Below are 26,334 nucleotides of genomic sequence, written 5' to 3'. Positions count from 1 at the left end.
CGGCTCGGGGTCATAAGCCAATCCGTCTAGAAGGTTAAAGGACAACCTTCCAGCCGGCTCGTCTTATGCCTGTTGCCGATAAACAGGCGCCTTCCGCTTTTCTACATATCATGATGTGAATTGTGTTTTTGGCGTGTATGGTTGCGATTCTTTACTTTTTTTGATCCACTCATTGGCTCAGGCTGGCCAGATATCTTTGGTTGATTTCTTCTCATATCCTTGCCGTCGTTTTTGTTCACCATTTTCATCCCTCCTATAATGTTAGGATGTAATGCTGAAGAGTTTTTATGCTGAATAATTTGTTATTCCGCTGTGCAATTTAACGTTATAAAAGATGGAGGGGAGTGAAACTGTCTATGCAGCAATATCCATACAATAAGGATAAACAACAGGCTTTTCAAGCTGCTCAGCAAGGATATGAAGAGGCACAAGGACTTGCAGCATCCATTATAAGTGATAGTGCAAGTTACGGCCATCAATTGAAGCATTTAAAAGAAGAAGTTAATGAAGCCTATCAACAAATTGAAAATGCACTGGAAGTAGCCTCCGAACACCAAAGAGCACAGCTTGAGCGTTTTCAACAGGATTTGCAAAATATCGTAGCAGAAGTAAATCTGCCAGAATAAGAATCAGGCTAAAAAGCAGGGGGCAACTCCTGCTTTTTTACCATTATTGATTTTTCTTCCGTTTTTTATTGTTCATTTTTTCCTTAATTGTTAAAGGTTCGTTTGCCATTTCCTCGTTAAAACCTGCTCCTTGCCCCTGACCCTTAGCAGCATTCGCACCAGGAATTACATGATTTGACTTTCTCCTTTGCATCCCATTCACCTCCTACCCGAGAGTTCTGTAGAATTCTCTCTGGTAGTGATAATATTTCCTTTTAAGGGAAAATAAATGACAACAAAAAAGTTTTTTGAGATAATAAAAGCGTTCACAATTCTAATCTTTATCATTTTCCAGTTATACGGTCTTATAAGATTTTTCTAAATATTTTGAACACTTTACATAAAAAACATAAGGAAAACTTATCATGCACAATAACTTTCTTGTTATTTACATATGTAAAAGGTTGTATTAAGATTAGAATTGTGAGAAAAGTAGGGATGGATGGGAATATTCAAACTTTTCGACTTTTCGTTAATTTTTTAGTTAATGATGACGAATGAGGGGGTTTCACTATGGTGAAAAATGATGTATTTAACGCACGTACTTCCTTCGAAGTAAACGGTAAACGTTATCACTACTACCGCTTAAGTGCACTTGAAGAGGCTGGTATTGGCAAGGTTTCTAAATTGCCATATTCCGTAAAAGTATTACTTGAATCTGTGCTTCGTCAATATGATGGCCGTGTCATCGCAAAGGAGCACGTTGAAAACTTAGCAAAATGGGGAACAGATGAACTTAAAGAAGTAGATGTTCCATTCAAACCGTCACGTGTTATCCTACAAGATTTCACTGGTGTTCCAGCAGTCGTTGACCTGGCTTCATTAAGAAAAGCAATGGCTGACCTTGGCGGCGATCCAGATAAAATTAACCCAGAGAAAACAGTTGACCTTGTTATTGACCACTCCGTTCAGGTTGATGCATACGGTTCTGCTGACTCTTTACGTGTCAACATGGATTTAGAATTCGAACGTAATGCAGAGCGTTACCAGTTCCTAAGCTGGGCTCAAAAATCATTCAATAACTATCGCGCAGTTCCGCCTGCAACGGGTATCGTACACCAAGTTAACCTTGAGTACTTAGCAGATGTTGTTCATGTTGCAGAAAATGCTGACGGTGAATTAGAAGCATATCCAGATACATTAGTTGGTACTGACTCACATACTACTATGATTAATGGTCTAGGCGTTCTTGGATGGGGCGTTGGCGGTATTGAAGCAGAAGCAGGAATGCTTGGACAGCCTTCATACTTCCCAGTACCTGAAGTAGTTGGGGTTAAGTTAACAGGTGAGCTTCCAAATGGCGCAACTGCTACTGACCTTGCTCTAAAAGTAACTCAAGTACTTCGCAGTCAAGGCGTAGTTGGTAAATTTGTTGAATTCTTCGGTCCTGGAGTATCTGTACTTCCATTAGCAGACCGTGCAACAATCGCGAACATGGCTCCTGAATATGGTGCAACTTGTGGATTCTTCCCAATTGATGATGAATCTCTTGCCTATATGCGTTTAACTGGCCGTGAAGAAGAGGATATCAATGTAGTAGAACAATATTGCAAAGAAAATGGATTATTCTTTGATCCTACCCTTGAGCCAGTTTATACAAATGTAGTTGAAATTGATCTTTCTATTATTGAACCAAATCTTTCAGGTCCTAAGCGTCCACAAGATTTGATCCCACTTTCAAAAATGAAAGAAGAGTTCGTAAAGGCTGTTTCTGCTCCACAAGGAAACCAGGGATTCGGCTTACAAGCAGATGAGCTTGAAAAGTCGGCTACAGTTAATTTCCAAAACGGTGACGAAACAACGATTAAAACTGGTGCAGTTGCGATTGCTTCTATCACTAGCTGTACAAATACATCTAACCCATATGTTTTAGTGGGTGCAGGTCTTGTTGCGAAAAAAGCAGTTGAACTTGGAATGGAAGTTCCTAAGTTTGTTAAAACTTCATTAGCACCAGGTTCTAAAGTTGTAACTGGATACCTTCGTGATTCTGGATTACTTCCATATTTAGAGCAAATCGGCTTCAACCTTGTAGGTTACGGCTGTACAACATGTATCGGTAACTCCGGTCCACTAAAAGAAGAAATTGAAAAAACAATCGCTGAAAACGATCTATTAGTTACATCTGTACTTTCAGGTAACCGTAACTTTGAAGGACGTATTCACCCGCTTGTAAAAGGTAACTATCTAGCTTCACCACCACTAGTTGTTGCTTATGCATTAGCTGGTACAGTGAACATTGACTTTGCTTCTGAATCTATTGGTAAAGACAAAGATGGTAACGATGTATTCTTCAAAGATATTTGGCCATCAACTGCTGAAGTAAATGAAGTTGTGAAACGCACAGTTACTCCTGAACTATTCCGCAGTGAATATGCAAATGTATTCGGAGATAACGAGCGTTGGAACGAAATTAAAACAAGCAATGAGCCATTATATACTTGGGATGAAGATTCCACTTACATTGCAAACCCACCATTCTTTGAAGGCTTATCACCTGAACCAGGTACAGTTGAACCATTAACTGACCTACGTGTAGTAGCAAAATTTGGGGATTCTGTTACAACTGACCATATTTCACCTGCAGGAGCAATTGGTAAGAACACTCCAGCTGGTAAATATTTATTGGAAAAAGGCGTTCAGCCACGTGACTTTAACTCTTACGGTTCTCGTCGTGGTAACCACGAAGTAATGATGCGTGGAACATTTGCAAACATTCGTATTCGTAACCAAATCGCACCAGGTACAGAAGGTGGAGTAACCACTTACTGGCCAACAGGCGAAGTGACACCGATCTATGATGCTTGCATGAAATACAAAGAAAACGGCACTGGACTTATTGTTCTTGCTGGTAAAGATTACGGTATGGGCTCTTCACGTGACTGGGCTGCGAAAGGTACAAACCTTCTAGGCATTAAAACAGTTCTTGCTGAAAGCTTCGAGCGTATTCACCGTTCAAATCTTGTGTTAATGGGTGTTCTTCCACTTCAGTTCAAAGACGGCGAAAGCGCTGAAACACTTGGTTTAACTGGTAAAGAAACAATCGACGTCCAAGTCGGTGAAAATGTAAGACCACGTGATTTACTAAAAGTTACTGCTACTGATGAAGCAGGCAACAAGAAAGAATTTGAAGTACTTGTTCGCTTCGATTCTGAAGTTGAAATTGATTACTACCGTCATGGTGGTATCCTTCCAATGGTACTTCGCGAAAAATTACAAGAAGCATAATATTCAAACCACCATGCAGCTTTGCATGGTGGTTTTTTAGAAAGGACTAATTATGTCGTTAGATCAAATATATGGAATAGATACGAAGGACCTTATTCCAATTAGTGTAGGCTTTAACAACACAGTATTCCGGTATCAAAACCTAATCTTTAGACTCTCTTCACGCAACAGACGAAGTCTTGCTGAAATTGAAAGTGAAATTTACTATCTACAAGCACTTGGAGAAAAAGGGGTACCAGTGTCCTTGCCTATAAAATCACCTAATGGAAAGATGATCGAAAGCACTGATCAACATTATATTGTTTGTTTCGAAAAAGCAAAGGGAAATCCTGTCGATGTAAATGATCCTGAGGTATGGAACAAGAATTTATTTTTTAAATGGGGAAGAGTTAGCGGAAAGATGCACCAGGTATCAAAAGATATTAGGTTAGACCGACTAACATGGAGCCCAGATTATCCTGACCTATTAAATCTTTCACCCAAAATCAAATCAAAAATAATAGCAAACAGATATGATCAACTTTTAAAGCAACTTGGAGATTTTGAAATGAATACTGATCTCTTTGGACTCATACATAATGATTTTCACCAGGGGAATTTCTTTGTGAACAAGGGAGGAATTACTGTATTTGATTTCGATGATTCCGCTTATCATTGGTTTGCATATGATTTAGCTGCTTCCTTTTATCATGCTTATTGGCAAGCATCATCTTTTACACCCGAAAATAAACAATTCAGCAGGGAGTTCTGGGAGCATTTCTTAAGAGGTTATCAGCAGGAACACACAATCAGCAAAGAACTCATTCAGCAAATTCCAATCTTTTTAAAAATTAGAGAGATTTTTTTGTATATTTTATTTTTGGAAAAGTGGGATATGGAAAATTTACAGGATTGGCAGAACTATACTCTTTCCGATTTAAAAAATAATATTGAGAGTGGAAAGCCGTATTCAGATGTTAATTTTAGGGAAATGATTGACAATTTCGGTTTAGGTAAAATACAATAAATATAACAAACGTAAAGGAATGGTAAAGAGGAATGAAGTTATAATCTATTTTTTCAGCACATTTATTCGAATAGCGAAAAATGGTGAACCTGAAGAATAGGATTAGTCTATCCTTTTTTAGTCCTGAACGTTTATATTTCAATCAAAACATCGTTATTAAGCCTTTTTAGGTTTATTAACGTATGCTTTTTATGAATGCGTAAACGTCTGACTTAAAACTCTCTCTTCAGGTTCAATCGAAGGGAGTTTTTTTATGAACAAAAATAATTTATCAATTATAAAAGTAACTGGAATAGAAATGAACTTTAATCTAAGGAAAATCCTAGACAATATTTCTTTTGAAATAAAAAACGGCGAAAGAATTGGTCTCGTCGGTTATAATGGCACCGGCAAAACGACATTGGCTAATATCCTAACAGGTAAACTTGCACCTGATAAGGGTTTCGTTGAGAAGTCGCCGGAATTAAGTATTGGTTACCTGACACAGTCCATTGATTATGAAGGCAGTGAATTTCAAAATTCTCTAGCAGCTGAGGGAGAAATCTTGCAGCACTCAAGTGAATTAGGTCTTAAAAAGGTTTATGAATGGGAAGAGAAGCGTTTAAACCATTTAAGCGGTGGCGAGAAGTTGAAACTCGCATTATCCAACGTGTGGGCATCCAAGCCAGGATTCTTAATTCTCGATGAGCCGACCAACCACCTTGATTTTAAAGGGATAGAGTGGTTGATTGAAGAGTTGCAGAGATTTAAAGGACCCGTGCTGATTATTTCTCACGATCGTCATTTTTTGGATAAAACGGTGACACGTATTTTTGAGATAGAGAATAAAAAGATTAACTTTTACAATGGTAACTACAGTGATTATCAAAAGGAAAAACAGCACAGGCTGGAAACACAAATGCACCATTATGAGGTACAACAACGTAAAAAAGAGGAAATAGAAATGCAAATGGAGCAATTATCGTCCTGGTCCGAGAAAGCTCACAGGACATCAACTAAACAAGGAAGAGATTTTGGTAATAAAGAATATCACCGGGTAAAGGCGAAAAAACGTGATGCTCAAGTGAAGTCCAAAATGAAAAGGCTCCAGAGCGAGCTTGAAAAAAACAAGGTCGACAAACCTCTTGAGGAGACAAAGGTCAGATTTGAGTTTGATACGAAAGGAAGTAGAGGTAAAAGGATAATTGAGGCAAAGGGTGTAACAAAAACGTTTGATGCAAGATTCTTATTCCACGATTCTCATTTTTATATTAATCACGGAGAGCGCATTGGTTTATTAGGAGAAAACGGCTGCGGTAAAACGACTTTAATTAAAATGATCCTTGGTGAAACACCCGTTTCTAGCGGTGAGCTTTGGAAAAGTGAATCTTTAAAGGCTGCTTACCTAAGTCAGGATGTTGATGACTTACCAGTTAATAAAACTGCATTAGAGGCATTAGGGTTTACTGACCGAGAAAACATTCTCAAGGCGAGGACATTATTTGCCAATCTGGGATTAAAGGAACAGTTTATTACGAAGCCCATTGGAACTTTGAGTCTCGGAGAGAGAACAAGGGTGAAGTTAGTTGACATGCTTATGAAGGACTATGATGTTCTAATCTTAGATGAACCAACCAATCACCTAGACTTACCAAGCAGGGAACAACTTGAAAAAACACTAAATGAATTCGCAGGTACAATCATTACTGTTTCTCATGATTACTATTTTTTAAATAAGCTGTGTGATAAACTCCTTGTATTCGAGAACCAAAGAATTCAACGTGTGGAAATGAAGCCAGATGAGTATTTTAATAAAACCAAAGGTACTGAACCTATTGATAAAAAAGAAACATTGATGATCATTGAAAATCGAATCGCTACAATCTTGGGTGAATTATCACTAATTGACCAAAAAAATCCTAAATACCTGGAATTAGATTGTGAATTCAACGAACTATTGAAGCAAAAAAGAAAATTAATGTAAAAAGGAAAAAGAGCAGCGTAAACTGCCCTCAAAATGGTCCCTCTAGCAGGGACCATTTCTAATTATCAGAGTTAATTCGATTATATCAGCGATAAACAATTTTTCTTATTTTCTAGACCACAATTCAAGCAATTCTTTCTCCCTATCTGACCGCATTCCAGATTTCCATTCGCTCTCAGCGAGACTACGTTTCCTTTCCCAGTCATATATTTCAACTAAACTTTCCTCAATAGGACGGAAAGTGAGCCCGCTTTCAATGGCTTTTAAAATATTAACAGTAAAGGCGCCTTTCCAAGGTTCTTTAAGCTCTGGTTCTAGAGGGAACTCTTCCGGCACCCAAAGCGGCATTTCCGTCCATGGAGCCACCCTATTATCAAGAAGGAATTTTTCAGAAGCCCAAACGACTTCTGCATTAGAGCCTGTTACCTTTATGCATATATCGAGAAAATCTTTCATGGTAAGGGTATAATCAGGTCCGGTTGCATTAAATGTTCCTGTTGTCTCATTCGTCATTAACTTTAATATCCAATTTGATAAGTCTTTATTATCAATCATTTGTACAGGTCTATTTGGATTCCCTGGTGCTAGGACTTTACCGCCTGCTGCAATTCTATTTATCCAATATGGAATGCGGTCTGTATAATCATTAGGCCCGACCAATTGCCCAGCACGAATATTTGCAACACGCCCAGGTATATTATTCTCGGCAACCACTTCACATAAAGCCTTAAATTGCCCGTAATACTCATAATTTACGCCATTTTAGAAAGTTCATTTGCTTCCTTTAATGACATTTCATAAACAGGATAAGTTTCATCGAGATTTTCCTGAATCCAATCTTTGTAAACAGAAATGCTTGAAATAAAGGTGTAATGCTTTACTCGGTCTCTTAGTAGTTCGGTGGACTTTAATACCGAGGAAGGAATAAATCCACTTGTGTCCAACACAGCATCCCAATAACGGTTTTTAAGTTCGTTTAAGTCACCAAAACGATCACCCGTAATAATTTCAACATCCTTAAACCCATCATTTTGATTCCCGCGATTAAATATAGTCAATTCATGGTTTTGCCATTGAGCAGCCTCTACAAATGTTCTACCTAAAAAGCGACTTCCCCCTAAAACAAGTATCTTCATAATCCAACTCCTCTCCGTGATTTCATAGTAACAAATTTCCGTAAAATTGTGGTAATTTAATCTAGGCATAAAACTCTAATATCATTTACGAGAAGGGTATACTATGAGTAAACAATTGTTTTCATAAAAGAAAGCAGGGTTTAGATGATTATTGAAATAAAATATAAAAAACTAATATGCGATATCGGAAAACGTGTATATGAAAAAGGATTCGTTGCAGCTAATGATGGGAATATTTCTGTCCGTATTGGTGAAGATGAGTTTTTAATCACTCCAACTAATGTTAGTAAAGGATTCTTAACCCCAGATATGATTATAAAAGTAGATAGCGAAGGAAATGTCATCGAAGGTGATTATACTCCTACTTCGGAAATGAAAATGCACCTGCTGGTATATCGTGAGCGTTCAGATGAACATGCAGTCCTACATGTTCATCCCCCGTATGCAACTGCTTTTGCTACCGAAGGAATTCCTTTAGATCAGGCAATTATGCCAGAATCTGTTGTATCCTTGGGGACGATTCCCTTAGCCCAATATGGGACACCTTCTACAGATGAAGTACCAAAGGCCGTCAAAACACATGTCCACAATCATCAAGGGGTATTATTGGAAAACCACGGTGCCTTGACATGGGGGAAGAATTTAGAAAACGCTTATTATTTAATGGAATCTTTAGAGTTCACGGCAAAAATTAATTGGATCTCCAGACTATTAAAAGGGGATCGCGAACTTTCCAAAGAAAATGTTGCTAAGCTTATTGATCTTAAAACGATGATGGGATTAGAAGGGGTTTCCCCGAAGGGCGTTGATGTCCCTGAAGGCACTCATGCAAAGAAAGTGACTTCCGTGAATGAACAGACATTATCAAAAAGAGATATTGACCTGATTGTAGACCGGGTAACAACCAGTGTTCTTAACGCCTTAAATAAGTAATTTGATTTGCTTTTCTAGAATACTTCTACTAAACTGTTTTTAAATTGTCACATATTTGGCATATACAACCTGTATTTCAACTGACTTTATAGTGTAAAATCGATGTAGCATATTATTGAATCAAGGGGTGTTTTCGGCTATGGTGAAAAAAGTCATCGCTGTTGTTGTGTTAATAGCCTTACTTGGAGTTGCGATTGTGCAGGCTATGGATAAAAAGGCTGAACCCGAAAATGTGAGCCAGGAAGCTGCGAATATGGGTGGTTTAAAAGTCGGGGCAAAGGCACCTGATTTTGAACTTAAAACATTATCGGGAGATACTGTTAAACTATCCGATTTAAAAGGAAAAAAAGTTATGCTCAATTTCTGGGCCACTTGGTGTCCGCCATGTAAAGCAGAAATGCCAGCCATGGAGGAATTTCATAAAGAAGCTGGGGATGAGGTTGTTATTTTAGCCGTAAACATTGACCCACACTTAGATGTAAAAGCTTTTGTAGATGAAAATGGTATTACCTTTCCGATTCCTTTAGATGCTGAAGATAAAGTAAACGAAACCTATCAAGTCCTTTCCATCCCAACCACGTATTTTATCGATACGAATGGCAATATTGGAAACAAATTTATCGGGGCCATGAATCTCGATGCTATGAAACAATATACCAAAGATCTGAAATAGACATTGGATAAACTAATCCAATGTCTTTTTTTGTTCTAACATAGTAACGCTTTAAAGTAGAATTTTCTTTTAATTTTCAAAAAGTTGTAATAATTGAAACCGTTTCCGGGCATAATAACTGTTAGAATAGTTAATAAGGAAGGTGAAATACATGAGAAAGCCTAGAAAACGTTCCTTTGCAGAACTTGTATCCGAAAATAAAAGTCAACTTTTGAAAGATAGAGCTGCGATGGAAAAAATTGAAATGCGTTTAGAGGAAAAGCGACTTGGAAAAGCAGAGTAACGTAAACTCACATAGATTACCAATCATGTTCCTCCTTTAAAACGGACAAAATGTTAAGGAGGAGGGATATACATGAGTAATCCGAAAAGAGATAGTAAACACTTCGCCCCTAATCATATTGGAACAAAATCCAGGGGCTTTGGAGGAAACAAAGGTAAAACCCATCAAGATACATCTGGTAAGCATGCGCAAGTCATCCAAACTAAAGGTGAATAAAAAAGTGGTTAAGACTCGTCAGGCACAAGCCCGCGGGTCTTTTTTGTGATTTTATCCTAACAGAAATTTTCTGTGATATTTTTTTCAATAAGTTACACACTATATCTGTAACACTACACCACCTAGGAGGGAAATTCTATGACTTATAACAACAAACCGAAACCAGACGACCGTAGTGATAATGCTGAAAAGCTTCAAGCGATGATACATGATACACTAGAAAACATTGAAGCTGCAGAAGATTCAAAGGCATTCACTGATAGCGAAACACAACTCCAGCAGATTGACGCGAAAAACGAAAGACGCCGTGAAAGTATCGAATCCTACCGAGCAGAAATTAAGGATGAAGTCTAAAGCAATAGTTGAAGGACCTGTTCAATTCTACAGGTCCTTTATTTATTAGCTGTATTAACGCTAACTGTTGATTTTTGCAACTCGTTGATTGGAGCGGAAGGCACGAGACTCTAACCGCCCTAAGGTCCGCGAAGTGCCTGAAGCTCCAATCAACAGACTAATATAATACAGCCTATACATTAAATCTTTGAATTTCATTTAGATGGTCTGGTTGTGGTAAGATAAAAGGGAAATTTTGAAGAAGAAGTGATCCTATGATACGACAACAAACAAATCCACCAATTGACCAAACCGAACAGATTACCCATTGGGAAAAAGAGCTGAATGAAAACGGGTTTATCGCCAATGAAAATGAGCTATTAACAGCTATTAGAGGCCAATCAAACCCCGTACTTATATCAAAAATGTTAACAATGGCCGCACTTTCGCGTTTAACGCGCAAGAACCAAGATACATTAGCTTTTGCTTGGTTACAAAAAGCATTAGATTTACACCCAGATAACGAGATGGCAAAGTCCTATTTCATACAGTACGATTGGAAGAAGAAAAAAGACATTTTAGATATCTTAGAATTTCCCGCAATAAGGGAAACAGATAATCGAACTGCAAAGAAGAAAGTGGCTGAGCAATACATACAAATTTGTCAAAACTTCTTAGCAGAAGCAGATGATCATATAGAGAATCTTACCGAGAAGAGGAATCTTGCTGAGGCATTGAGAAATGAACCACTTTCTCTTCAATATCAAAAACTGGTTGATTTGCTTACTGAAGCTATTGAAGTTAACGGGAACTTATTAAAGGCTGCTGAGGAGTATGAGGAATCGATTAAGGGTGTTTTTCATACGGCCACCTATTATGAAGACCTAAAATTACATTTGTCCAGCCTCGAAGTTATAAAAAAAGAATGGCAGAATCTCTTTATTGTCGCAGAAGACGTCCAACAGGATTCAGAAAATGCCTTGGACCAATTAAATGAAATGATTGGGATGGATATCGTAAAAAAGCGAGTCAATGATTTTTACCAGTTTTTAAAATACCAAAAGGATCGGAAAGAGCTTGGTTTCCAAATAAAGGATGAATTAAGTCTTAATATGGTTCTAACTGGAAATCCAGGAACAGGGAAAACAACCATCGCCCGTTTATTAGCTAAAATCTATCATGAGCTTGAAGTCCTGCCGCGTCCTGAAGTGATTGAAACTGATAGATCACAGCTCGTAGGGGCCTTTGTAGGTCAAACAGAGGAAAACGTACGCTCCGTAGTTGAGAAAGCGATTGGCGGGGTGCTGTTTATTGATGAAGCCTATAGTTTAAAACGAGAGGGCCAAACTGGAAATGATTATGGGCAAACTGCGGTTGATACTCTTGTTTCGTTAATGACGGGAAAGGAATACGGTGGGAGGTTTGCCGTAATTTTGGCGGGATATCCTGATGAAATGCGTATTTTTTTAGATGCAAATCCTGGACTAAGAAGCCGATTTCCTCAATCTAACCTCATTCATTTACCTAATTATTCCAATGAGGAATTAATATCGATTGCTGAAAAAATTGCCTCAGAAAACGATTATATCCTTACGGAGGAAGCGAAGATTGAAATTAATCATCGCCTTGATCAGGAACGGGTGGATGATACTTTCGGCAATGCGCGATCCGTTCGCAATATTGTGTTAGATGCCATTTTTAAAAAAGGGTCTGATTATCCTCAATCAAATGAGAACATTCTCACGTATACCCTTTTAGATAAAGAGGATTTTGAAGTAGAACAGAGTGAAAATCGGGAATCTCCGTTTGATAAATTAGGTCGGTTAATTGGCTTGACTGAACTAAAAGGTGAATTAGAAACACTATTTTCCTTTGTTAAAATGCAGCAGTTTAGAAAAGAAAAGAAGCTTCCAACGGTACCTATTCAGCTTCATTCGGTCTTCACTGGGAATCCCGGCACTGGTAAAACCACAGTGGCAAAAATATATGCAGAGCTCCTGAAAGAATGTGGAATGTTAAAAAGAGGTCATTTAATTGTGGCAAGCAGGGCTGATTTCGTGGCAGGATATGTGGGTCAAACAGCAGGAAAGACAAAGAAAAAAATCCGCGAGGCTCTTGGCGGAGTATTATTTATTGATGAGGCCTATTCGCTCTTAAGCCAAACAGCAGGTGATTTCGGTAAGGAAGTAGTCGACACTCTTGTTGATGAAATGACCAAGCACAATGAAAATCTTGTTGTGGTCCTTGCAGGTTACCCCAATGAAATGGACCGGCTATTAGAGAGCAACCCTGGTTTGCGCTCGAGATTTAAAAAATTCTTCCTGTTTCCTGACTATTCAGCGGAAGAGCTTATTGCGATTATCGAGACATATGTAGATAACTTTCAATACCAATTAAGTGAAGGTGCAATAGCTTTTTTAAAACAAAGTATTGAAAATCATACATTCAAAGGGAACGGAAGATTTGCTACCAATTTAGCAGATGAAATGATTCAAGCACAAGCAATGAGGCTTATAGGAGTGACAGAGGAAGAGGAATTATTAGAAAAGGCCATCCATATTGAAAGTGAAGATGCGGGAAAGGCGCTTACTAAATTTCCTTTGATTAGGGAAGGGGAATAGAGAAATGGACACTTTATTTATTTCTACAAGAGAGATTCAACTTTTATATGCAGATACGGACATGATGGGTGTCATCTATCATGCCAACTATTTGAAGTATTTTGAACTCGGCAGAAGCGGATTAATTGAGGACCTTGGCTATAGTTATGTAGATATGGAGAATGCAGGGTATTTTGCACCCGTATATGACATCCAAGCTACCTATAAAAAACCGTTACGTTATGGTGATAGAGGTTTCGTAAAGACTTGGATTGAAAAAAATGACGGGCTTAAAACTGTTTATGGGTATTCCATCATAAATGGGGACGAGGAAGTTTGTGCAGAAGGTACTTCGACTCATATTGTTGTCAAAAAGGACAACTTTAGACCGATTGCATTCAAAAAGGCGTTTCCTGAATGGTACCTGAAGTATGAAGAAATAAAGAAGAAGTAACCGTAAGAGTTTTGGGGTGACTATATGGCATTTGGAATCAAAAGACAGGAAGTAATAGAGTGGAAACAAAAAATTGATGAGGGTGAAATCGCATTCTTAACCCACTATTGGCTGGATGATCGTTTTCCAGGCTGTAATACCGTTACTAAGGTAGGCTGCCTAGACCTTGAAAAACTTGCTGAATGGGGAAGACAATATGGGTTACAAAAAGAATGGATTCACCACCGCCGTGACGGCTATTCACATTTTGATTTAATTGGAGAAAGGCAAAAAGAAATACTAGATAAAGAAGGATTACATCACCATATTTGGTGAAAGCAGGGAGATGAAACCATGTTAAAGTTAGGAATCATCGGTCTTGGGGATATAGCGAAAAAAGCTTATTTGCCTGTTTTTAGTAAGCTAGCTGATGTGGAATTCCATCTATTCACAAGAAATACTAACGTTTTAACGGAAATTAGTACTCAATATCGTTTTCCACATACTCATTCTAGTCTTACTACACTAATAGAGTGCGGAATTAAAGGAGCTTTTGTCCATTCGTCAACGGAATCTCATGAGGAAATTGTAAGAGAGCTTTTAGAGAATGGTATCCATGTCTATGTCGAAAAGCCTATCACCTATCACTTGGAGACAACCAAGGAACTTGTGGAACTTGCCGAGAGAAAAGGGCTTATCTTAATGACTGGATTTAACAGACGATTTGCCCCATTTTATCAGGCAATGACAGAAATTGAACAACCAAATATGGTTATTTTACAAAAGAACCGCCACGCACTCCCCAGCGATATTCGCTCATTTGTCTATGATGATTTTATCCACGTTTTAGATACGGTGCGTTACCTGTTGAAAGGTGATGTACAAGAAACAATCGTTAATGGAAGAGTAGATAATGGGATGCTTTATCATGTAGTCGTTCAATTTATCTGTAAGGACATGACAGGTATCGCGATTATGAATCGAGACAGCGGGGCAGTAGAAGAGAGATTAGAAGTAATGGGAACGAACGAGAAAAGAGTTGTTCATGATTTAGATAAATTAGCGATTTATCGTGATCAAAAGGAAATCGCTCATTCTTTTAACAATTGGGATTCTACTCTTTTTAAAAGAGGATTTGAACAGATTGTTGAAGAGTTTATAAGTGCGGTAGGTAATGGCGGCTTTCCATCCGTTACTGCAAGAGATTCATTACAGACACATGAAATATGCGAGCTTGTAGTCCAACAACTGGAGAACAGGTAATAGAAAAAGCACACATGAAAGTACCATCATTCATGTGTGCTTTTTTTTGATTATGCTTTTTTATAATCTAAAACAGGCTCATCATATTTTGCATGATACTCAATGATTAAATCATGGTCATCGAAGTACCATAAGTCTTTTTCTTCAATATAAAAAGTTACCCCTTCTTCGGTTGTCTTTGCACCAATATCAACGGGTTCATCATTTGATATACCAAGTGAAAACCCACTTTGTACGGTACTGCATCCGCCATAACGGACATAGAAACGGACAAAATCACCTGTTTTAAGATTTAGTTCTTGTTTGTACCATGCTGCAGCTTCACTGTTGATTAGGATTTTCATCTGTTTCTCCTTTCAAAATACCTATGATCTTATTATATAATAAATCAAAGGCAATTATCGATGATGTTGCTTATAAAGGAAGTTGAAGCCAGTCATTTAGGTAAAAGAAAATTAATATCAATGTATGGGCGAAAATAGATGGCAAAATGCTTTTATATTTAATGGTTAACAAGGCAAATATCAACCCTAAAAATAGATATACCAGAGCTACAGAAATAGAAAATCCAAATATAGTTGTGTTCATCGCAAAGGCAATACTTGTAAACAAAATAGCAGATGTTTCATTTGTTATCTTAATTAATTGTGTTAACAGAATACCTCGCCATATCGTTTCCTGCAGAGAGGCATGAATAAGAGTGAAGGTGATAAGAGAAAGGATCCTGTTCAAATCTGATTCACTATTATTGATTAATAATAAAGTAACACCAACAGCAAGAAGTATCAAAATGATATAGGAAAGCTTATTGGTGTTATTTAGCTCTCGTTTATTAAAAAAGAAGCTAATTTTTTTATTGAACTGCTTAATCACATAACATACCGATAGGATAGGGATAAGGAACAATACCTGATTTATGATTACCCTATAGATTGGAATGAACTGATACCCTTCAATAAATTTATCGGTATAAAAGAGAATTAGATTTCCAACAAAAAAGGAAATCATCACCCATGCAAATAAACGATTTTCTTCCTTCAGGAAAGCGAGCAAGAGGAAGAGGCCAAGGAGGAACCAAGTAAATAGACTATAGTAACTTCTCGTGAAGAAATAAATTAAAACGATAAACAATATTGATAAAATATATCCTTGATAGTTAATTTGTTTCATTTGAAACTTCCTTCCAATTAAAACGGATAAATGGCCCCGTATTAACGGAGCCATTGGGTCATATGGTCTTTAATTTCCTGGTATTTAGCAGCAGCATTTTGCAATCCGAAGGAACCTGCATTTTCTAATGGTACGACTTGATAATTTTTACTTCGTTGGCTAGAAACATAGGTGGGATAAAAAGCCGGATTTGATAATTCAATTGACTTTCCAGTATTAGAAATATGTTTCGTTATTTCAACCGTTGCCATGCCGCCAATATCTTTATAGTCTCTTACTTGTCCTGAAATGAAGTTACCCAGTGAATAAATAACAAATGACTTTCCGCCATCTTCCGTATTAATCCATTCCATTGGCTGAAGTACATGGGGATGAGACCCGAAGATGATATCAACTCCTTGGTTCGCAAGGAAATTCGCCAAATCCTTTTGCTCGTTCGTCGGAATTCGTTGGTATTCATTTCCCCAATGGATACTCATAATCACAACATCTGCTTCTTTCTTAGCACGCAGAATTTCGTCACTCATAAGATCACGATTGATAAGATTAACAAGGAAGTCTTTTCCATCTGGAATGGGTATTCCATTTGTACCATAGGTATAAGATAGAAAGGCTAATTTAATGCCATTTTTATTGATGATTCTTAGTTTTTTGCGATCCTCTTGATTTAGAAAGCTTCCAACATGGGGAAGTCCGATACTATTTAAATAATCGGTAGCGGAAAGAATACCTCTTTCCCCTTTGTCTAACGTATGGTTGTTAGCAATTGACACAATATCAACCCCCGAATGGACGAGAGCATCTGCGACCTCGTGTGGACTATTAAACGTCGGGTAGCTTGATACACCAATGTCAACTCCACCTAACATGCTTTCCTGATTAGCTGTTAGTACATCCGGTGATTCCATCATGCTTTTAACATTTTCGAAGATAGGGTTGAAATTATATTGCGATCCATTATACGCATCCTGATAAACCGTATCATGAATCAAAATGTCGCCGATGGCACCGACAGTTACCTTTTCTGTTAGAGTCCTGCTCATAACAGTCTGCAATCTTGCAGTATGTTCCTTTGCAGGGTGTTTTTTTTCTGCAGCAGCCTGGTTATTATGCTGTTCAATAAGAAGCACCCCAGCAACGATCATACACAAAAAAATGATAATGAAAGACGAAATTATGGCCTTCTTTTTCATAGGTTCTCCTTACTAGTTTGTTTTGAGGCAAAATATTTTCAACCATTCTACCAATACTATAATATATTTATGTGCTATTTTTCGACTTTTTCCTGCAAATTGTGAAAAAATTTAAGGATGTGATAGGTTTGTTCAAGATTACGGAGAGTGCCCGCAGTATTTTGGAAGGAATTATCCTGAGAGAAAAGCAATCTCCAAATGAGGAACTACTGGTTCGGTTGAGTATGGGGATTGGCTGAGGAGGTCCCAAATTGAATCTGTCTCTGGAAGAGCGGAAAATTACTGGTGATCTACTATTTGAATTTGAAGGGCTTAATATTCTCATACATGAACAGGATTATGTTTATTTTGACCATACTAAACTTGATTATGTAGAGAATGCTCTGGGTAAATATTCATTTACATTATTAAAAATTTAAAAACGGAGTTTCTACTTTTAGAAACTCCGTTTTTTCTGTTATTTATTCATCCATTTGCTCAAAAAAATCAATTAGTTCGTCAAAATTCTTTGTTACCTTGTAAGGAAATATTTCTGGGATATCATCCATTAAACACTGATAAAATTCAACCACAAATTCTTGATTTGCAGGTGTTGAAACATCTGTTGAAAATATATAGGTTTGATTAAGGTCAGACATGAAATCCCCTCCATGGGTTCCTTTACCCTTAATTTTACTTTACAATGTGGAAGGAAAATGACAGGAAATATGAAATTTTCATGAAAAATGGCTTTAAGGAACCATTTAAGATTCCTTAAAGCCATTTAATTTTAGGTTCCGTTTTATTCATGATTCGCCTAATATTAGCACGGTGTCGATAAATTACAAATGAGGCCAACAGTGTCACTGCAATTAGAAGGGGAATGTCTCCATCGATTGCAGCATAAATCACAGCACAAATGCCAGCAAGCATGGATGATAGTGATACATATTTTGTTATGTAAAGACTAGCGAAAAAGACAACGAAAATGGTTAAAAACATAAGTGGTGCACAAAACAATAATACGCCTCCAGAAGTAGCTACTGCTTTGCCGCCTCTAAATCCAGCAAAGACGGGATAGGTATGTCCAATAACAGCAAAAACACCAGCGAGTAAAGGATTGATATTATCAAGTCCAAACAATACAGGTAAGGATGCCGCTAACGTCCCTTTTAAGATATCAGCCACAGTAACAGCTAGACCAGCTTTAACTCCTAAGGTTCGAAAAGTATTCGTTCCCCCTAAATTTCCACTTCCATGTTCACGTATATCTGTTTTATAAAAAACTTTCCCAATGATTAAACCTGACGGAATGGATCCTAGCAGGTAGGCTAGTATCAAGACTAAAATAATTTGAACCATCAACGATTTCTCCTTCTATAAATAATGCATGTCCTGTTATTTTACCATGTAATGGTGAAAAAACACTACCACCGCTTTTAACTATTTCAAAAAGTGTAAAAAAAATTCCTTCTCAATTTTTATTTAATACCGTACGATAGATGTGAGGGGGAAGAACGTTGGCACAAATTGAATACCGTAAGAAGAAATCATTATCATCAAAATGGATCCTAGGAGGATTGATGATCGCAATTTTAATGATTGCATCTTCTATTCTTTTTTTATTATATCCGTTTGCATCTAAGGAAAAATCAACTTACTTTACCAAAAAAAATCCAATCCTTTTTGAAGGAACTCAAAAGGGAAATGCATTACTTGAGGGGGATTCTATCTTTCTCCCACTTACATTTATGCAAGAGCACATAGATAATTCTATTATTTTTGATGAAAAATCTAAGTCCATCATCATTACGACAACAGATAAAGTCATTCAAATGCCTACAGATTCATTAACTTTCTTTATTAATCAAAAACCAGTGGATTTGCAGGTATCACCGATTATTTCCAAAGAAGGTCAATTATTTGTGGCAATCGATCCGTTGCTGTCCTATTACCCTATCCAATATACTGTTCTAGAGGATACAGGTGCTGTTTGGGTACAAAAAAATGGTGATCATTATATTCAAGGAGAAATAACAGCGGAAGAAGTTCACCCTGAAAAATTGAGATTACGAACTGAGCAATCGTTAAAGTCACCATATACTGCGGAAATGTCTAAACAAGAAACCGTCATGATAGAGGCTGAGGAACAGGATTATTATTTGGTAAGAAAAGAAAATGGAGTAAGTGGGTACATCAACAAGAAATATGTTAAGAAAAACAAAGAAGTAACTATTACAATCTCACAGAAAAATGAAACATTAGAAATCCCCAAAATTAATGGGCCTATTCAATTAACCTGGGAAGCCGTTTATACAAAAAATCCAGATCATACGCAAATACCTGATATGTTGGGATTGAATGTAGTGTCTCCATCTTGGTTCTCCTTAACTGGAAACGATGGAAGCATAAGTAATTTAGCATCCTTGGATTATAGTAAATGGGCACAGTCAAAGGGCTATCAAGTCTGGGGGTTATTTTCGAATTCGTTTGACCCAGTGCTCACGCATGAGGCGTTAAAGGATTTTGAAACACGGCAAAAGATAATTGTACAGCTGCTTCATTTTAGTCAAATGTACCAATTACAGGGAATAAACTTTGATATAGAAAATGTAAAGCAGGAGGACGGCCACCTTGTCACCCAATTTATGCGGGAAGCAACACCTTACTTACACGAAGCAGGGTTAGTTGTTTCGATGGACATAACCTTTTATGCCGGCGAAAATAATAACTGGTCTTCCTTCTATGAAAGAAGTAAGCTCGCTGGTATTGTAGATTATCTTATTATTATGGCTTATGATGAGCATTCTGGTTCATCCCCGGTTGCCGGGAGTGTTTCAAGTCTGCCTTGGGTGGAGAAAAATCTACAAAACTTGTTGAATGAAGTTCCAAAGGAGAAGCTCATTCTAGGTGTGCCATTATACACCAGACTTTGGAAAGAACAACAAAAAGAGGACGGGACGACGGAGGTTAGCTCTCAGGCTTTGTCGATGACGAAGGTGAAAGAATGGCTTTTAGTGAAAGGTCTACAGCCTGTTTATGATGAAGAAAGCGGTCAAAACTATGTAGAATATTATGCGGAAGTGGAGAAGGCAACCTATAAAGTATGGATTGAAGACGAATTATCATTATCTAAACGTGCAAACCTTGCATCTACTTACCAACTAGCTGGAGTAGCTGCCTGGTCTAGAAATTTCGGAGATCAGACTGCTTGGACCGCAATAAATATGGACCCTAATAAGGCATTAACACAGAAATAGACCGGCATACTGGTCTATTTTTTTTCGTTTTCATTTAATATAATATTCTGTCTAAGTTAAGTACAATTAAAGTCTAATTTATTACAAATATATGGAGAATTTCCAAACCCTTTCAATACCGATTGAAAAGAGTTGTTATCCCGAAATATAATTTACTTATAATTTTTATAAAAACGACTGTTAACCCCAGATCAAGTCAACTGTGGTACTGATGGGATTTCTTATATTCATTTAAGTAAAATAAAAGAGGTGAAAGTATGTCACGTTCCAATAATGATGTTCGAAAATTCAATCAGAGTAACAAAGAAAAATGTCCTTTTTCTGTTTCAGATTCAATTGAAGAAGCGTTGTCAGTTTTTTTCTCCATCCTTAAGAACCAAGATATTCATGTGGATTTCGAATACCGAGGCCTGCAAATGGCCTATGGAGTTCCCAATGAATTCAGTCAAATTGTTTTACATATTTTGACGAACGCAAGAGAATCTTTTGTTAGGAACCATATCCAAAATAGAAAAATGAAAATCCAGATTTATACGAATGAGAATCTTATCGTAGTGGAGATTACTGATAATGCAGGTGATATCGATTCTGCACATATCCCAAGGTTATTCGAACCCAATTTCAATACAAAAGAGCATGGAACTGGTAATGGCCTTTATATAACGAAAATGATTATTGAAAAAATGAATGGTTTCGTAAAGGTAGAAAATACTGAGGATGGAGCAAGATTCAGTCTTTCTATTCCAAAATTCGCTTCCGAAAATAATGCATCACTTTAATAAAAAAGCTTCCGACCACTCGGAAGCCTTTATTTTTTGTAAACAATCTAATTATGTTATAGTAAGAGTGGATAGTAAAATTAAGGAAATAAAGGAAGTGTATTTCATGGCAGTCGAAAATCCATCATTAGAGGAAATAGGAGCAATTTTAAAAAAATCTAAACGTATCGCTGTTGTAGGTTTAAGTGATAAACCAGACAGAACCTCTTATATGGTGTCAGAGGTGATGCAAAAAGCAGGATATGAAATTATTCCCGTGAATCCAAGTGTTGATGAAGTACTAGGTGTGAAAGCGGTTGCTTCTTTAAAGGACATTGAAGGACACATTGATATTGTCAATGTTTTCCGCCGTTCAGAACAATTGTTTGATGTGGCAAAAGAATTCGATGAAATTGATGCAGATGTTTTTTGGGCACAGCAAGGCTTAGTAAATGAAGAAGCATATGAGTTTTTGAAGGAAAAAGGATATACAGTAATTATGGATCTTTGTATAAAAGTGGCACATGCTTTAACAAAATAATCATTTGCCGGAAAAAAGCTGCTAAAAAATTAGCAGTTTTTTTCTTTTCTTGACTTAAATTACTGTTACATAAATATGTTGTTTTACATTAGACATTTGCCAAATCGAAATAAATCGCTAAAATAAAGCATAGACGCCGTAAACATGTGGTACAATTATAAGCGGCAAACATTCGTTCTAAATTATGGAAACAACTTTTACACGAATGATAAAATTACTCATAAAGATAGCAAGTAGAAAGTGTTTTTTCTTTTGTAGGGAATGAAAGGGGTATTTAAGTGGCAAGTAATCAGAAAGCTTTTGAATATAATGATGATGCCATACAGGTACTAGAGGGACTGGAGGCCGTCAGGAAGCGACCAGGAATGTACATCGGGAGCACTGATACACGCGGATTACACCATCTTGTATATGAGATAGTCGACAACTCTGTCGATGAGGCTCTCGGAGGATTCGGGGACCAAATCATTGTAAAAATTCATAAAGATAATTCAATAAGTGTAATGGACAAAGGACGCGGAATGCCTACGGGTATGCATAAAATGGGGAAACCCACTCCTGAAGTCATTTTAACAATCCTCCATGCTGGGGGTAAATTTGGTCAAGGCGGCTACAAAACCAGCGGTGGTTTACATGGTGTTGGTGCCTCAGTCGTTAATGCATTATCTGAATGGTTAACTGTAACGATTAAAAGAGATGGTTTTGTTTACGAACAACGCTTTGAAAATGGTGGTAAACCGGCAACAACATTAGAGAAAATCGGTAAAACGAATCAAACTGGTACAACGATTCACTTTAAACCGGACCCGACCATCTTTTCAACAACTGCCTATAATTTTGAAACATTATGTGAGAGGTTACGAGAATCGGCTTTTCTTCTAAAAGGGTTAAAGATTGAAATCATCGATGACCGAAATGACTTTCATGAGGTTTTTCATTATGAAAATGGAATAGAGGCCTTTGTCGCTTACTTAAATGAAGAAAAAGATGTACTTCATCCGGTGATTAGTTTTGAAGGAAGCCATAATGGAATTGAAGTTGAATTTGCTTTTCAATTTAATGACGGCTATTCAGAGAACATGCTTTCATTTGTAAACAATGTTCGGACGAAAGATGGAGGAACGCACGAAGTAGGTTCACGAACGGCGATGACTCGTATCTTCAATGATTACGCCCGTAAGGTTTCTCTTTTGAAAGAAAAGGAGAAAAATCTCGAGGGTGCAGATATTCGTGAAGGATTATCTGCGATTATTTCTATCCGAGTTCCTGAACAATTATTACAATTTGAGGGTCAGACAAAGGGCAAATTAGGTACGAGTGAAGCTAGATCGTCAGTGGACGCAGTGGTTTCTGAACACCTTACTTATTTCCTTGAAGAAAATCCAGACATTAGCTCTTTGTTGATTAAAAAATCTATTAAAGCCTACCAAGCCCGTGAAGCAGCAAGAAAAGCACGGGAGGATGCTAGAAGCGGTAAAAAACGGAAGCGTTCGGATGCACTATTATCAGGAAAGCTTACACCTGCCCAGTCAAGAAATCCGCAAAGAAATGAGATCTATTTAGTTGAGGGTGACTCTGCTGGCGGCTCTGCAAAACAAGGACGTGACCGACGTTTCCAAGCTGTTCTTCCATTACGGGGTAAGGTCATTAATACTGAAAAAGCAAAGCTGGCCGATATTTTTAAAAATGAAGAAATCAATACGATTATTCATACGGTTGGGGCTGGAGTAGGTTCTGATTTTAATGTAGAAGATGTGAATTATGATAAAGTTATTATCATGACAGATGCCGATACTGACGGTGCGCATATTCAAGTGTTACTGTTAACCTTTTTCTATCGGTATATGAAACCACTTATTGAAGCAGGTAAAGTGTTTATTGCACTGCCTCCTTTGTATAAAGTGAGTAGAGGAACAGGTAAAAAAGAAATCATCGAGTATGCCTGGAACGAGGATGAACTTCAGGGAGCAATTAAAAAAGTTGGCAGAGGGTACATGATCCAGCGCTATAAAGGTCTTGGCGAGATGAATGCCGACCAGCTTTGGGATACAACGATGAATCCAGAAACTCGGACATTGATTCGAGTAAAAATAGATGATGCGGCAAGAGCAGAACGACGAATCACTACTCTAATGGGTGATAAAGTTGACCCTCGCCGTAAATGGATCGAAAGCAATGTGGCGTTTGGATTAGAAGAGGATGATACAATTCTTGATAATGAAAATATTACTGTCGCCCAGGAGGAATCTGAAGAATGAGCACAAATGAGAAATTCCGTGACTTACCTCTAGAGGATGTAATCGGCGACCGTTTTGGAAGATATAGTAAATACATCATTCAAGAACGGGCCTTACCGGATGCAAGGGATGGCTTAAAACCCGTACAACGAAGAATTCTGTATGCGATGCATGTCGAAGGTAATACACAAGAAAAGGGCTTCCGTAAATCAGCAAAAACAGTGGGTAATGTAATTGGTAACTATCACCCACACGGTGATTCATCTGTTTATGAGGCAATGGTGCGGATGAGCCAGGACTGGAAGGTTAGGAATGTCCTAATCCAGATGCATGGAAACAACGGAAGTATGGACGGAGATCCTCCAGCTGCGATGCGTTATACGGAGGCTCGTTTATCTGCCATTGCTGCAGAGTTGCTTCGTGATATTGAAAAGCAAACAGTCGATTTTATCCCTAACTTCGATGATACTTCAAAGGAACCTACCGTATTACCAGCAATGTTTCCAAATTTGTTGGTAAACGGTTCAACAGGGATATCGGCAGGGTACGCAACCGATATTCCACCACATAATCTCAGAGAAGTCATTGACGGCGTCATCATGCGAATGGACCATCCAGATTCAACCGTCGATGAAATAATGACTGTCATTAAAGGACCGGATTTTCCCACTGGCGGTATCATTCAAGGTATTGATGGTATTAAAAAGGCCTATGAAACTGGTAAAGGGAAAATCATTGTTCGCAGTAAAGCGGAAATTGAAGATGTACGCGGCGGCAAGCAGCAGATTGTCGTGACGGAGATTCCGTTTGAAGTCAATAAAGCAAATCTTGTTAAGAGAATCGATGAATTCCGTCTCGACCGAAAAGTCGAGGGAATATCAGAGGTTCGTGATGAAACAGACAGAACGGGTCTCCGAATTGTCATCGAATTAAAGAAAGATGCAGATGCAAATGGTGTCCTGAACTATCTATATAAAAATAGCGATTTGCAAGTCACATATAATTTTAATATGGTTGCTATTGCAAAAAAACGTCCAAAATTATTAGGAATACGTGAAATGCTGGACGCTTATATTGAGCACCAAAAAGAAGTTGTTGTTAGAAGAACAAAATATGAGCTAGACAAAGCAAATGAACGTCAACATATCGTTGAAGGATTAATGAAGGCCTTATCCATCCTTGACGAAGTGATAGCGACGATCCGCGCATCAAAAGATAAACGCGATGCAAAAGATAACTTGATTTCCAAATTCGCATTCACTGAGGCTCAGGCGGAAGCCATCGTTTCTTTACAGCTTTACCGTTTAACCAATACCGATATAACTGCCCTTCAAAATGAAGCTGAAGAGTTGGCTAATAAAATAGCAGAATGGACTGCCATTTTATTAAGTGAAAAAAAACTAATATCGGTTATAAAAAAAGAATTAAAAGACGTACAAAAGCGATTTGCTGATGCTCGTCGTTCTAAAATAGAAGCTGAGATAGAAGAATTGAAAATAAACCTTGAGGTTACTGTACCAAGCGAGGATGTCATCGTAACTGTTACAAAAGAGGGATATATAAAACGTACAAGCCAGCGTTCTTACGCTGCTTCAAATGGGCAAGACTTGGCGATGAAGGACTCTGACCGGTTATTAGCACAGCTAGATGTGAACACTAAAGATGTAGTCCTGTTGTTTACGAATAAAGGCAATTACTTATACTGTCCTGTCCATGAACTTCCAGATATCCGTTGGAAGGACATAGGACAGCATGTTGCCAATATCATCCCTATTGAACGTAACGAAGATATTATTCACGCTATTACGGTGAAAGATTTTGAGATTGATGCTTATCTCGTGTTTGTCACCAAAAATGGAATGGTCAAGAAAACTGAGCTTAAGCAATATAAGGCACAGCGATATTCGAAACCATTAGTGGGTGTTAATCTTAAGGATGATGATCAAGTCATTGATGTTCATCTAACCGATGGAACAAAAGAATTATTCTTAATATCTAATTTTGGTTATGCACTTTGGTTCCATGAAGAAGAAATTAGTATTGTCGGCGTACGTGCTGCCGGTGTAAAAGGTATCAATTTGAAGGATGGAGATGTTGTTGTCGGTGGGAAGGTACTTTCTCCCGACACGAAAGAATCCATTGTCATCACCACTCAACGTGGTTCTGTGAAGAGAATGAAACTGAAGGAATTTGAAAAAGCAACACGAGCTAAGCGTGGAGTTATTATTTTACGAGAGTTAAAAGCAAATCCTCATCGTGTGGTTGGTTTTGTCGTTGCAAATGACGAAGATACTGTCTTCCTACAAACCGAAAAAGGTCACACGGAAACAATCGTAACATCTGAAATTCGCTTTAATGATCGTTATTCTAACGGTTCTTTCGTCCTTGATGAAAACGACAATGGAAAGGTAACAACCATTTGGAAGGTAGAAGGTCCAACGAAGGCGAACGAATAAAATAATTATCA

At 37.7% G+C, this 26,334-nt stretch carries 26 protein-coding genes and 1 pseudogene; 19 read left to right on the top strand and 8 right to left on the bottom strand.

Annotation, left to right across the window (positions count from 1 at the left end):
- Nucleotides 1-101: 101 nt before the first annotated feature.
- Nucleotides 102-242 carry a small acid-soluble spore protein P gene (locus tag QNH48_RS16185; protein ID WP_179292521.1) on the bottom strand — a complete coding sequence of 47 codons (141 nt, stop codon included), beginning with the start codon at nucleotides 240-242 and terminating at the stop codon, nucleotides 102-104.
- Nucleotides 243-356: 114 nt separating this feature from the next.
- Between QNH48_RS16185 and QNH48_RS16180 the strand changes: the two genes are divergently transcribed.
- Nucleotides 357-626, top strand: a complete 270-nt coding sequence (locus QNH48_RS16180) for a hypothetical protein (protein WP_283951100.1) — start codon at nucleotides 357-359, stop codon at nucleotides 624-626.
- 43 nt (nucleotides 627-669) lie between these two features.
- On the opposite strand, the gene sspO is transcribed toward QNH48_RS16180, so the two are convergent.
- The gene (gene sspO / locus QNH48_RS16175; RefSeq protein ID WP_045521763.1) at nucleotides 670-819 is read right to left on the bottom strand and encodes a small acid-soluble spore protein SspO; all 150 of its coding nucleotides are present in this window, start codon (nucleotides 817-819) and stop codon (nucleotides 670-672) included.
- 359 nt (nucleotides 820-1,178) lie between these two features.
- Here sspO and acnA point away from each other — a divergent pair, with 359 nt between their 5' ends.
- The 3 genes from acnA (at nucleotide 1,179) to abc-f (ending at nucleotide 6,859) form a co-directional block, all read left to right on the top strand.
- Nucleotides 1,179-3,890, top strand: a complete 2,712-nt coding sequence (gene acnA, locus QNH48_RS16170) for an aconitate hydratase AcnA (protein ID WP_283951099.1) — start codon at nucleotides 1,179-1,181, stop codon at nucleotides 3,888-3,890.
- A 52-nt stretch (nucleotides 3,891-3,942) separates the two neighbouring features.
- Nucleotides 3,943-4,896, top strand: coding sequence for a phosphotransferase enzyme family protein (locus QNH48_RS16165; protein ID WP_283951098.1), 954 nt, complete (start codon nucleotides 3,943-3,945; stop codon nucleotides 4,894-4,896).
- 253 nt (nucleotides 4,897-5,149) lie between these two features.
- Nucleotides 5,150-6,859, top strand: a complete 1,710-nt coding sequence (gene abc-f / locus QNH48_RS16160; protein ID WP_283951097.1) for a ribosomal protection-like ABC-F family protein — start codon at nucleotides 5,150-5,152, stop codon at nucleotides 6,857-6,859.
- Nucleotides 6,860-6,964: 105 nt separating this feature from the next.
- On the opposite strand, the pseudogene QNH48_RS16155 reads toward abc-f, so the two are convergent.
- A pseudogene (locus tag QNH48_RS16155) lies at nucleotides 6,965-7,995 on the bottom strand (NAD-dependent epimerase/dehydratase family protein).
- A gap of 144 nt (nucleotides 7,996-8,139) precedes the next feature.
- Here QNH48_RS16155 and QNH48_RS16150 point away from each other — a divergent pair.
- From QNH48_RS16150 to QNH48_RS16110, 9 genes are all read left to right on the top strand, one after another.
- Complete coding sequence (locus tag QNH48_RS16150; protein ID WP_283951096.1) at nucleotides 8,140-8,928, top strand: class II aldolase/adducin family protein; 789 nt, start codon at nucleotides 8,140-8,142, stop codon at nucleotides 8,926-8,928.
- A gap of 139 nt (nucleotides 8,929-9,067) precedes the next feature.
- Nucleotides 9,068-9,601 carry a redoxin domain-containing protein gene (locus tag QNH48_RS16145; protein ID WP_283951095.1) on the top strand — a complete coding sequence of 178 codons (534 nt, stop codon included), beginning with the start codon at nucleotides 9,068-9,070 and terminating at the stop codon, nucleotides 9,599-9,601.
- Between the two features lie 151 nt (nucleotides 9,602-9,752).
- Complete coding sequence (locus QNH48_RS16140) at nucleotides 9,753-9,884, top strand: FbpB family small basic protein (protein ID WP_034672833.1); 132 nt, start codon at nucleotides 9,753-9,755, stop codon at nucleotides 9,882-9,884.
- 72 nt (nucleotides 9,885-9,956) lie between these two features.
- Nucleotides 9,957-10,100: an acid-soluble spore protein N gene (locus QNH48_RS16135; protein WP_283951094.1), complete on the top strand. Its 144-nt coding sequence runs from the start codon at nucleotides 9,957-9,959 to the stop codon at nucleotides 10,098-10,100.
- A 138-nt stretch (nucleotides 10,101-10,238) separates the two neighbouring features.
- Nucleotides 10,239-10,454, top strand: a complete 216-nt coding sequence (gene tlp / locus QNH48_RS16130; RefSeq protein ID WP_133371582.1) for a small acid-soluble spore protein Tlp — start codon at nucleotides 10,239-10,241, stop codon at nucleotides 10,452-10,454.
- Between the two features lie 254 nt (nucleotides 10,455-10,708).
- A complete protein-coding gene (locus tag QNH48_RS16125) occupies nucleotides 10,709-13,054 on the top strand; it encodes an AAA family ATPase (protein WP_283951093.1) in 2,346 nt (781 codons plus the stop codon).
- A gap of 4 nt (nucleotides 13,055-13,058) precedes the next feature.
- On the top strand, nucleotides 13,059-13,487 hold the full coding sequence (locus tag QNH48_RS16120) for an acyl-CoA thioesterase (protein WP_283951092.1): 429 nt from the start codon (nucleotides 13,059-13,061) through the stop codon (nucleotides 13,485-13,487).
- Between the two features lie 24 nt (nucleotides 13,488-13,511).
- The gene (locus QNH48_RS16115) at nucleotides 13,512-13,802 is read left to right on the top strand and encodes a hypothetical protein (protein WP_283951091.1); all 291 of its coding nucleotides are present in this window, start codon (nucleotides 13,512-13,514) and stop codon (nucleotides 13,800-13,802) included.
- An 18-nt stretch (nucleotides 13,803-13,820) separates the two neighbouring features.
- On the top strand, nucleotides 13,821-14,729 hold the full coding sequence (locus QNH48_RS16110) for a Gfo/Idh/MocA family protein (RefSeq protein WP_283951090.1): 909 nt from the start codon (nucleotides 13,821-13,823) through the stop codon (nucleotides 14,727-14,729).
- Nucleotides 14,730-14,779: 50 nt separating this feature from the next.
- On the opposite strand, the gene QNH48_RS16105 is transcribed toward QNH48_RS16110, so the two are convergent.
- The 3 genes from QNH48_RS16105 to QNH48_RS16095 all read right to left on the bottom strand — a co-directional run bounded on the left by QNH48_RS16105 (nucleotide 14,780) and on the right by QNH48_RS16095 (nucleotide 17,044).
- On the bottom strand, nucleotides 14,780-15,073 hold the full coding sequence (locus QNH48_RS16105; RefSeq protein WP_283951089.1) for a HesB/YadR/YfhF family protein: 294 nt from the start codon (nucleotides 15,071-15,073) through the stop codon (nucleotides 14,780-14,782).
- A gap of 70 nt (nucleotides 15,074-15,143) precedes the next feature.
- Nucleotides 15,144-15,899, bottom strand: a complete 756-nt coding sequence (locus tag QNH48_RS16100) for a CPBP family intramembrane glutamic endopeptidase (RefSeq protein WP_283951088.1) — start codon at nucleotides 15,897-15,899, stop codon at nucleotides 15,144-15,146.
- A 41-nt stretch (nucleotides 15,900-15,940) separates the two neighbouring features.
- Entirely contained in the window at nucleotides 15,941-17,044 is a 1,104-nt protein-coding gene (locus tag QNH48_RS16095) for a CapA family protein (protein WP_283955794.1), read from the bottom strand.
- 299 nt (nucleotides 17,045-17,343) lie between these two features.
- Between QNH48_RS16095 and QNH48_RS16090 the strand changes: the two genes are divergently transcribed.
- Nucleotides 17,344-17,511 carry a hypothetical protein gene (locus QNH48_RS16090; protein WP_283951087.1) on the top strand — a complete coding sequence of 56 codons (168 nt, stop codon included), beginning with the start codon at nucleotides 17,344-17,346 and terminating at the stop codon, nucleotides 17,509-17,511.
- A 42-nt stretch (nucleotides 17,512-17,553) separates the two neighbouring features.
- On the opposite strand, the gene QNH48_RS16085 is transcribed toward QNH48_RS16090, so the two are convergent.
- Together QNH48_RS16085 and plsY are read right to left on the bottom strand one after the other, a co-directional pair.
- Nucleotides 17,554-17,730, bottom strand: a complete 177-nt coding sequence (locus QNH48_RS16085; protein ID WP_283951086.1) for a hypothetical protein — start codon at nucleotides 17,728-17,730, stop codon at nucleotides 17,554-17,556.
- Between the two features lie 115 nt (nucleotides 17,731-17,845).
- Complete coding sequence (gene plsY, locus QNH48_RS16080; RefSeq protein ID WP_283951085.1) at nucleotides 17,846-18,433, bottom strand: glycerol-3-phosphate 1-O-acyltransferase PlsY; 588 nt, start codon at nucleotides 18,431-18,433, stop codon at nucleotides 17,846-17,848.
- Nucleotides 18,434-18,591: 158 nt separating this feature from the next.
- Between plsY and QNH48_RS16075 the strand changes: the two genes are divergently transcribed.
- The 5 genes from QNH48_RS16075 to parC all read left to right on the top strand — a co-directional run bounded on the left by QNH48_RS16075 (nucleotide 18,592) and on the right by parC (nucleotide 26,323).
- On the top strand, nucleotides 18,592-20,331 hold the full coding sequence (locus QNH48_RS16075) for a glycosyl hydrolase family 18 protein (RefSeq protein ID WP_283951084.1): 1,740 nt from the start codon (nucleotides 18,592-18,594) through the stop codon (nucleotides 20,329-20,331).
- A gap of 257 nt (nucleotides 20,332-20,588) precedes the next feature.
- Nucleotides 20,589-21,110, top strand: a complete 522-nt coding sequence (locus tag QNH48_RS16070; protein WP_283951083.1) for a sensor histidine kinase — start codon at nucleotides 20,589-20,591, stop codon at nucleotides 21,108-21,110.
- A 106-nt stretch (nucleotides 21,111-21,216) separates the two neighbouring features.
- Entirely contained in the window at nucleotides 21,217-21,630 is a 414-nt protein-coding gene (locus tag QNH48_RS16065) for a CoA-binding protein (RefSeq protein ID WP_283951082.1), read from the top strand.
- A gap of 278 nt (nucleotides 21,631-21,908) precedes the next feature.
- Entirely contained in the window at nucleotides 21,909-23,888 is a 1,980-nt protein-coding gene (gene parE, locus QNH48_RS16060) for a DNA topoisomerase IV subunit B (protein WP_283951081.1), read from the top strand.
- The gene (gene parC / locus QNH48_RS16055) at nucleotides 23,885-26,323 is read left to right on the top strand and encodes a DNA topoisomerase IV subunit A (protein WP_283951080.1); all 2,439 of its coding nucleotides are present in this window, start codon (nucleotides 23,885-23,887) and stop codon (nucleotides 26,321-26,323) included. The genes parE and parC overlap by 4 nt, the downstream gene beginning before the upstream one ends.
- The last annotated feature ends 11 nt before the right edge of the window (nucleotides 26,324-26,334 follow it).

The organism is Neobacillus sp. YX16 (assembly GCF_030123505.1).
Lineage (GTDB): Bacteria > Bacillota > Bacilli > Bacillales > Cytobacillaceae > Neobacillus.
Note: the sequence above shows the minus strand (reverse complement) of the source record. Positions and strands in the feature narration are given on the sequence as shown.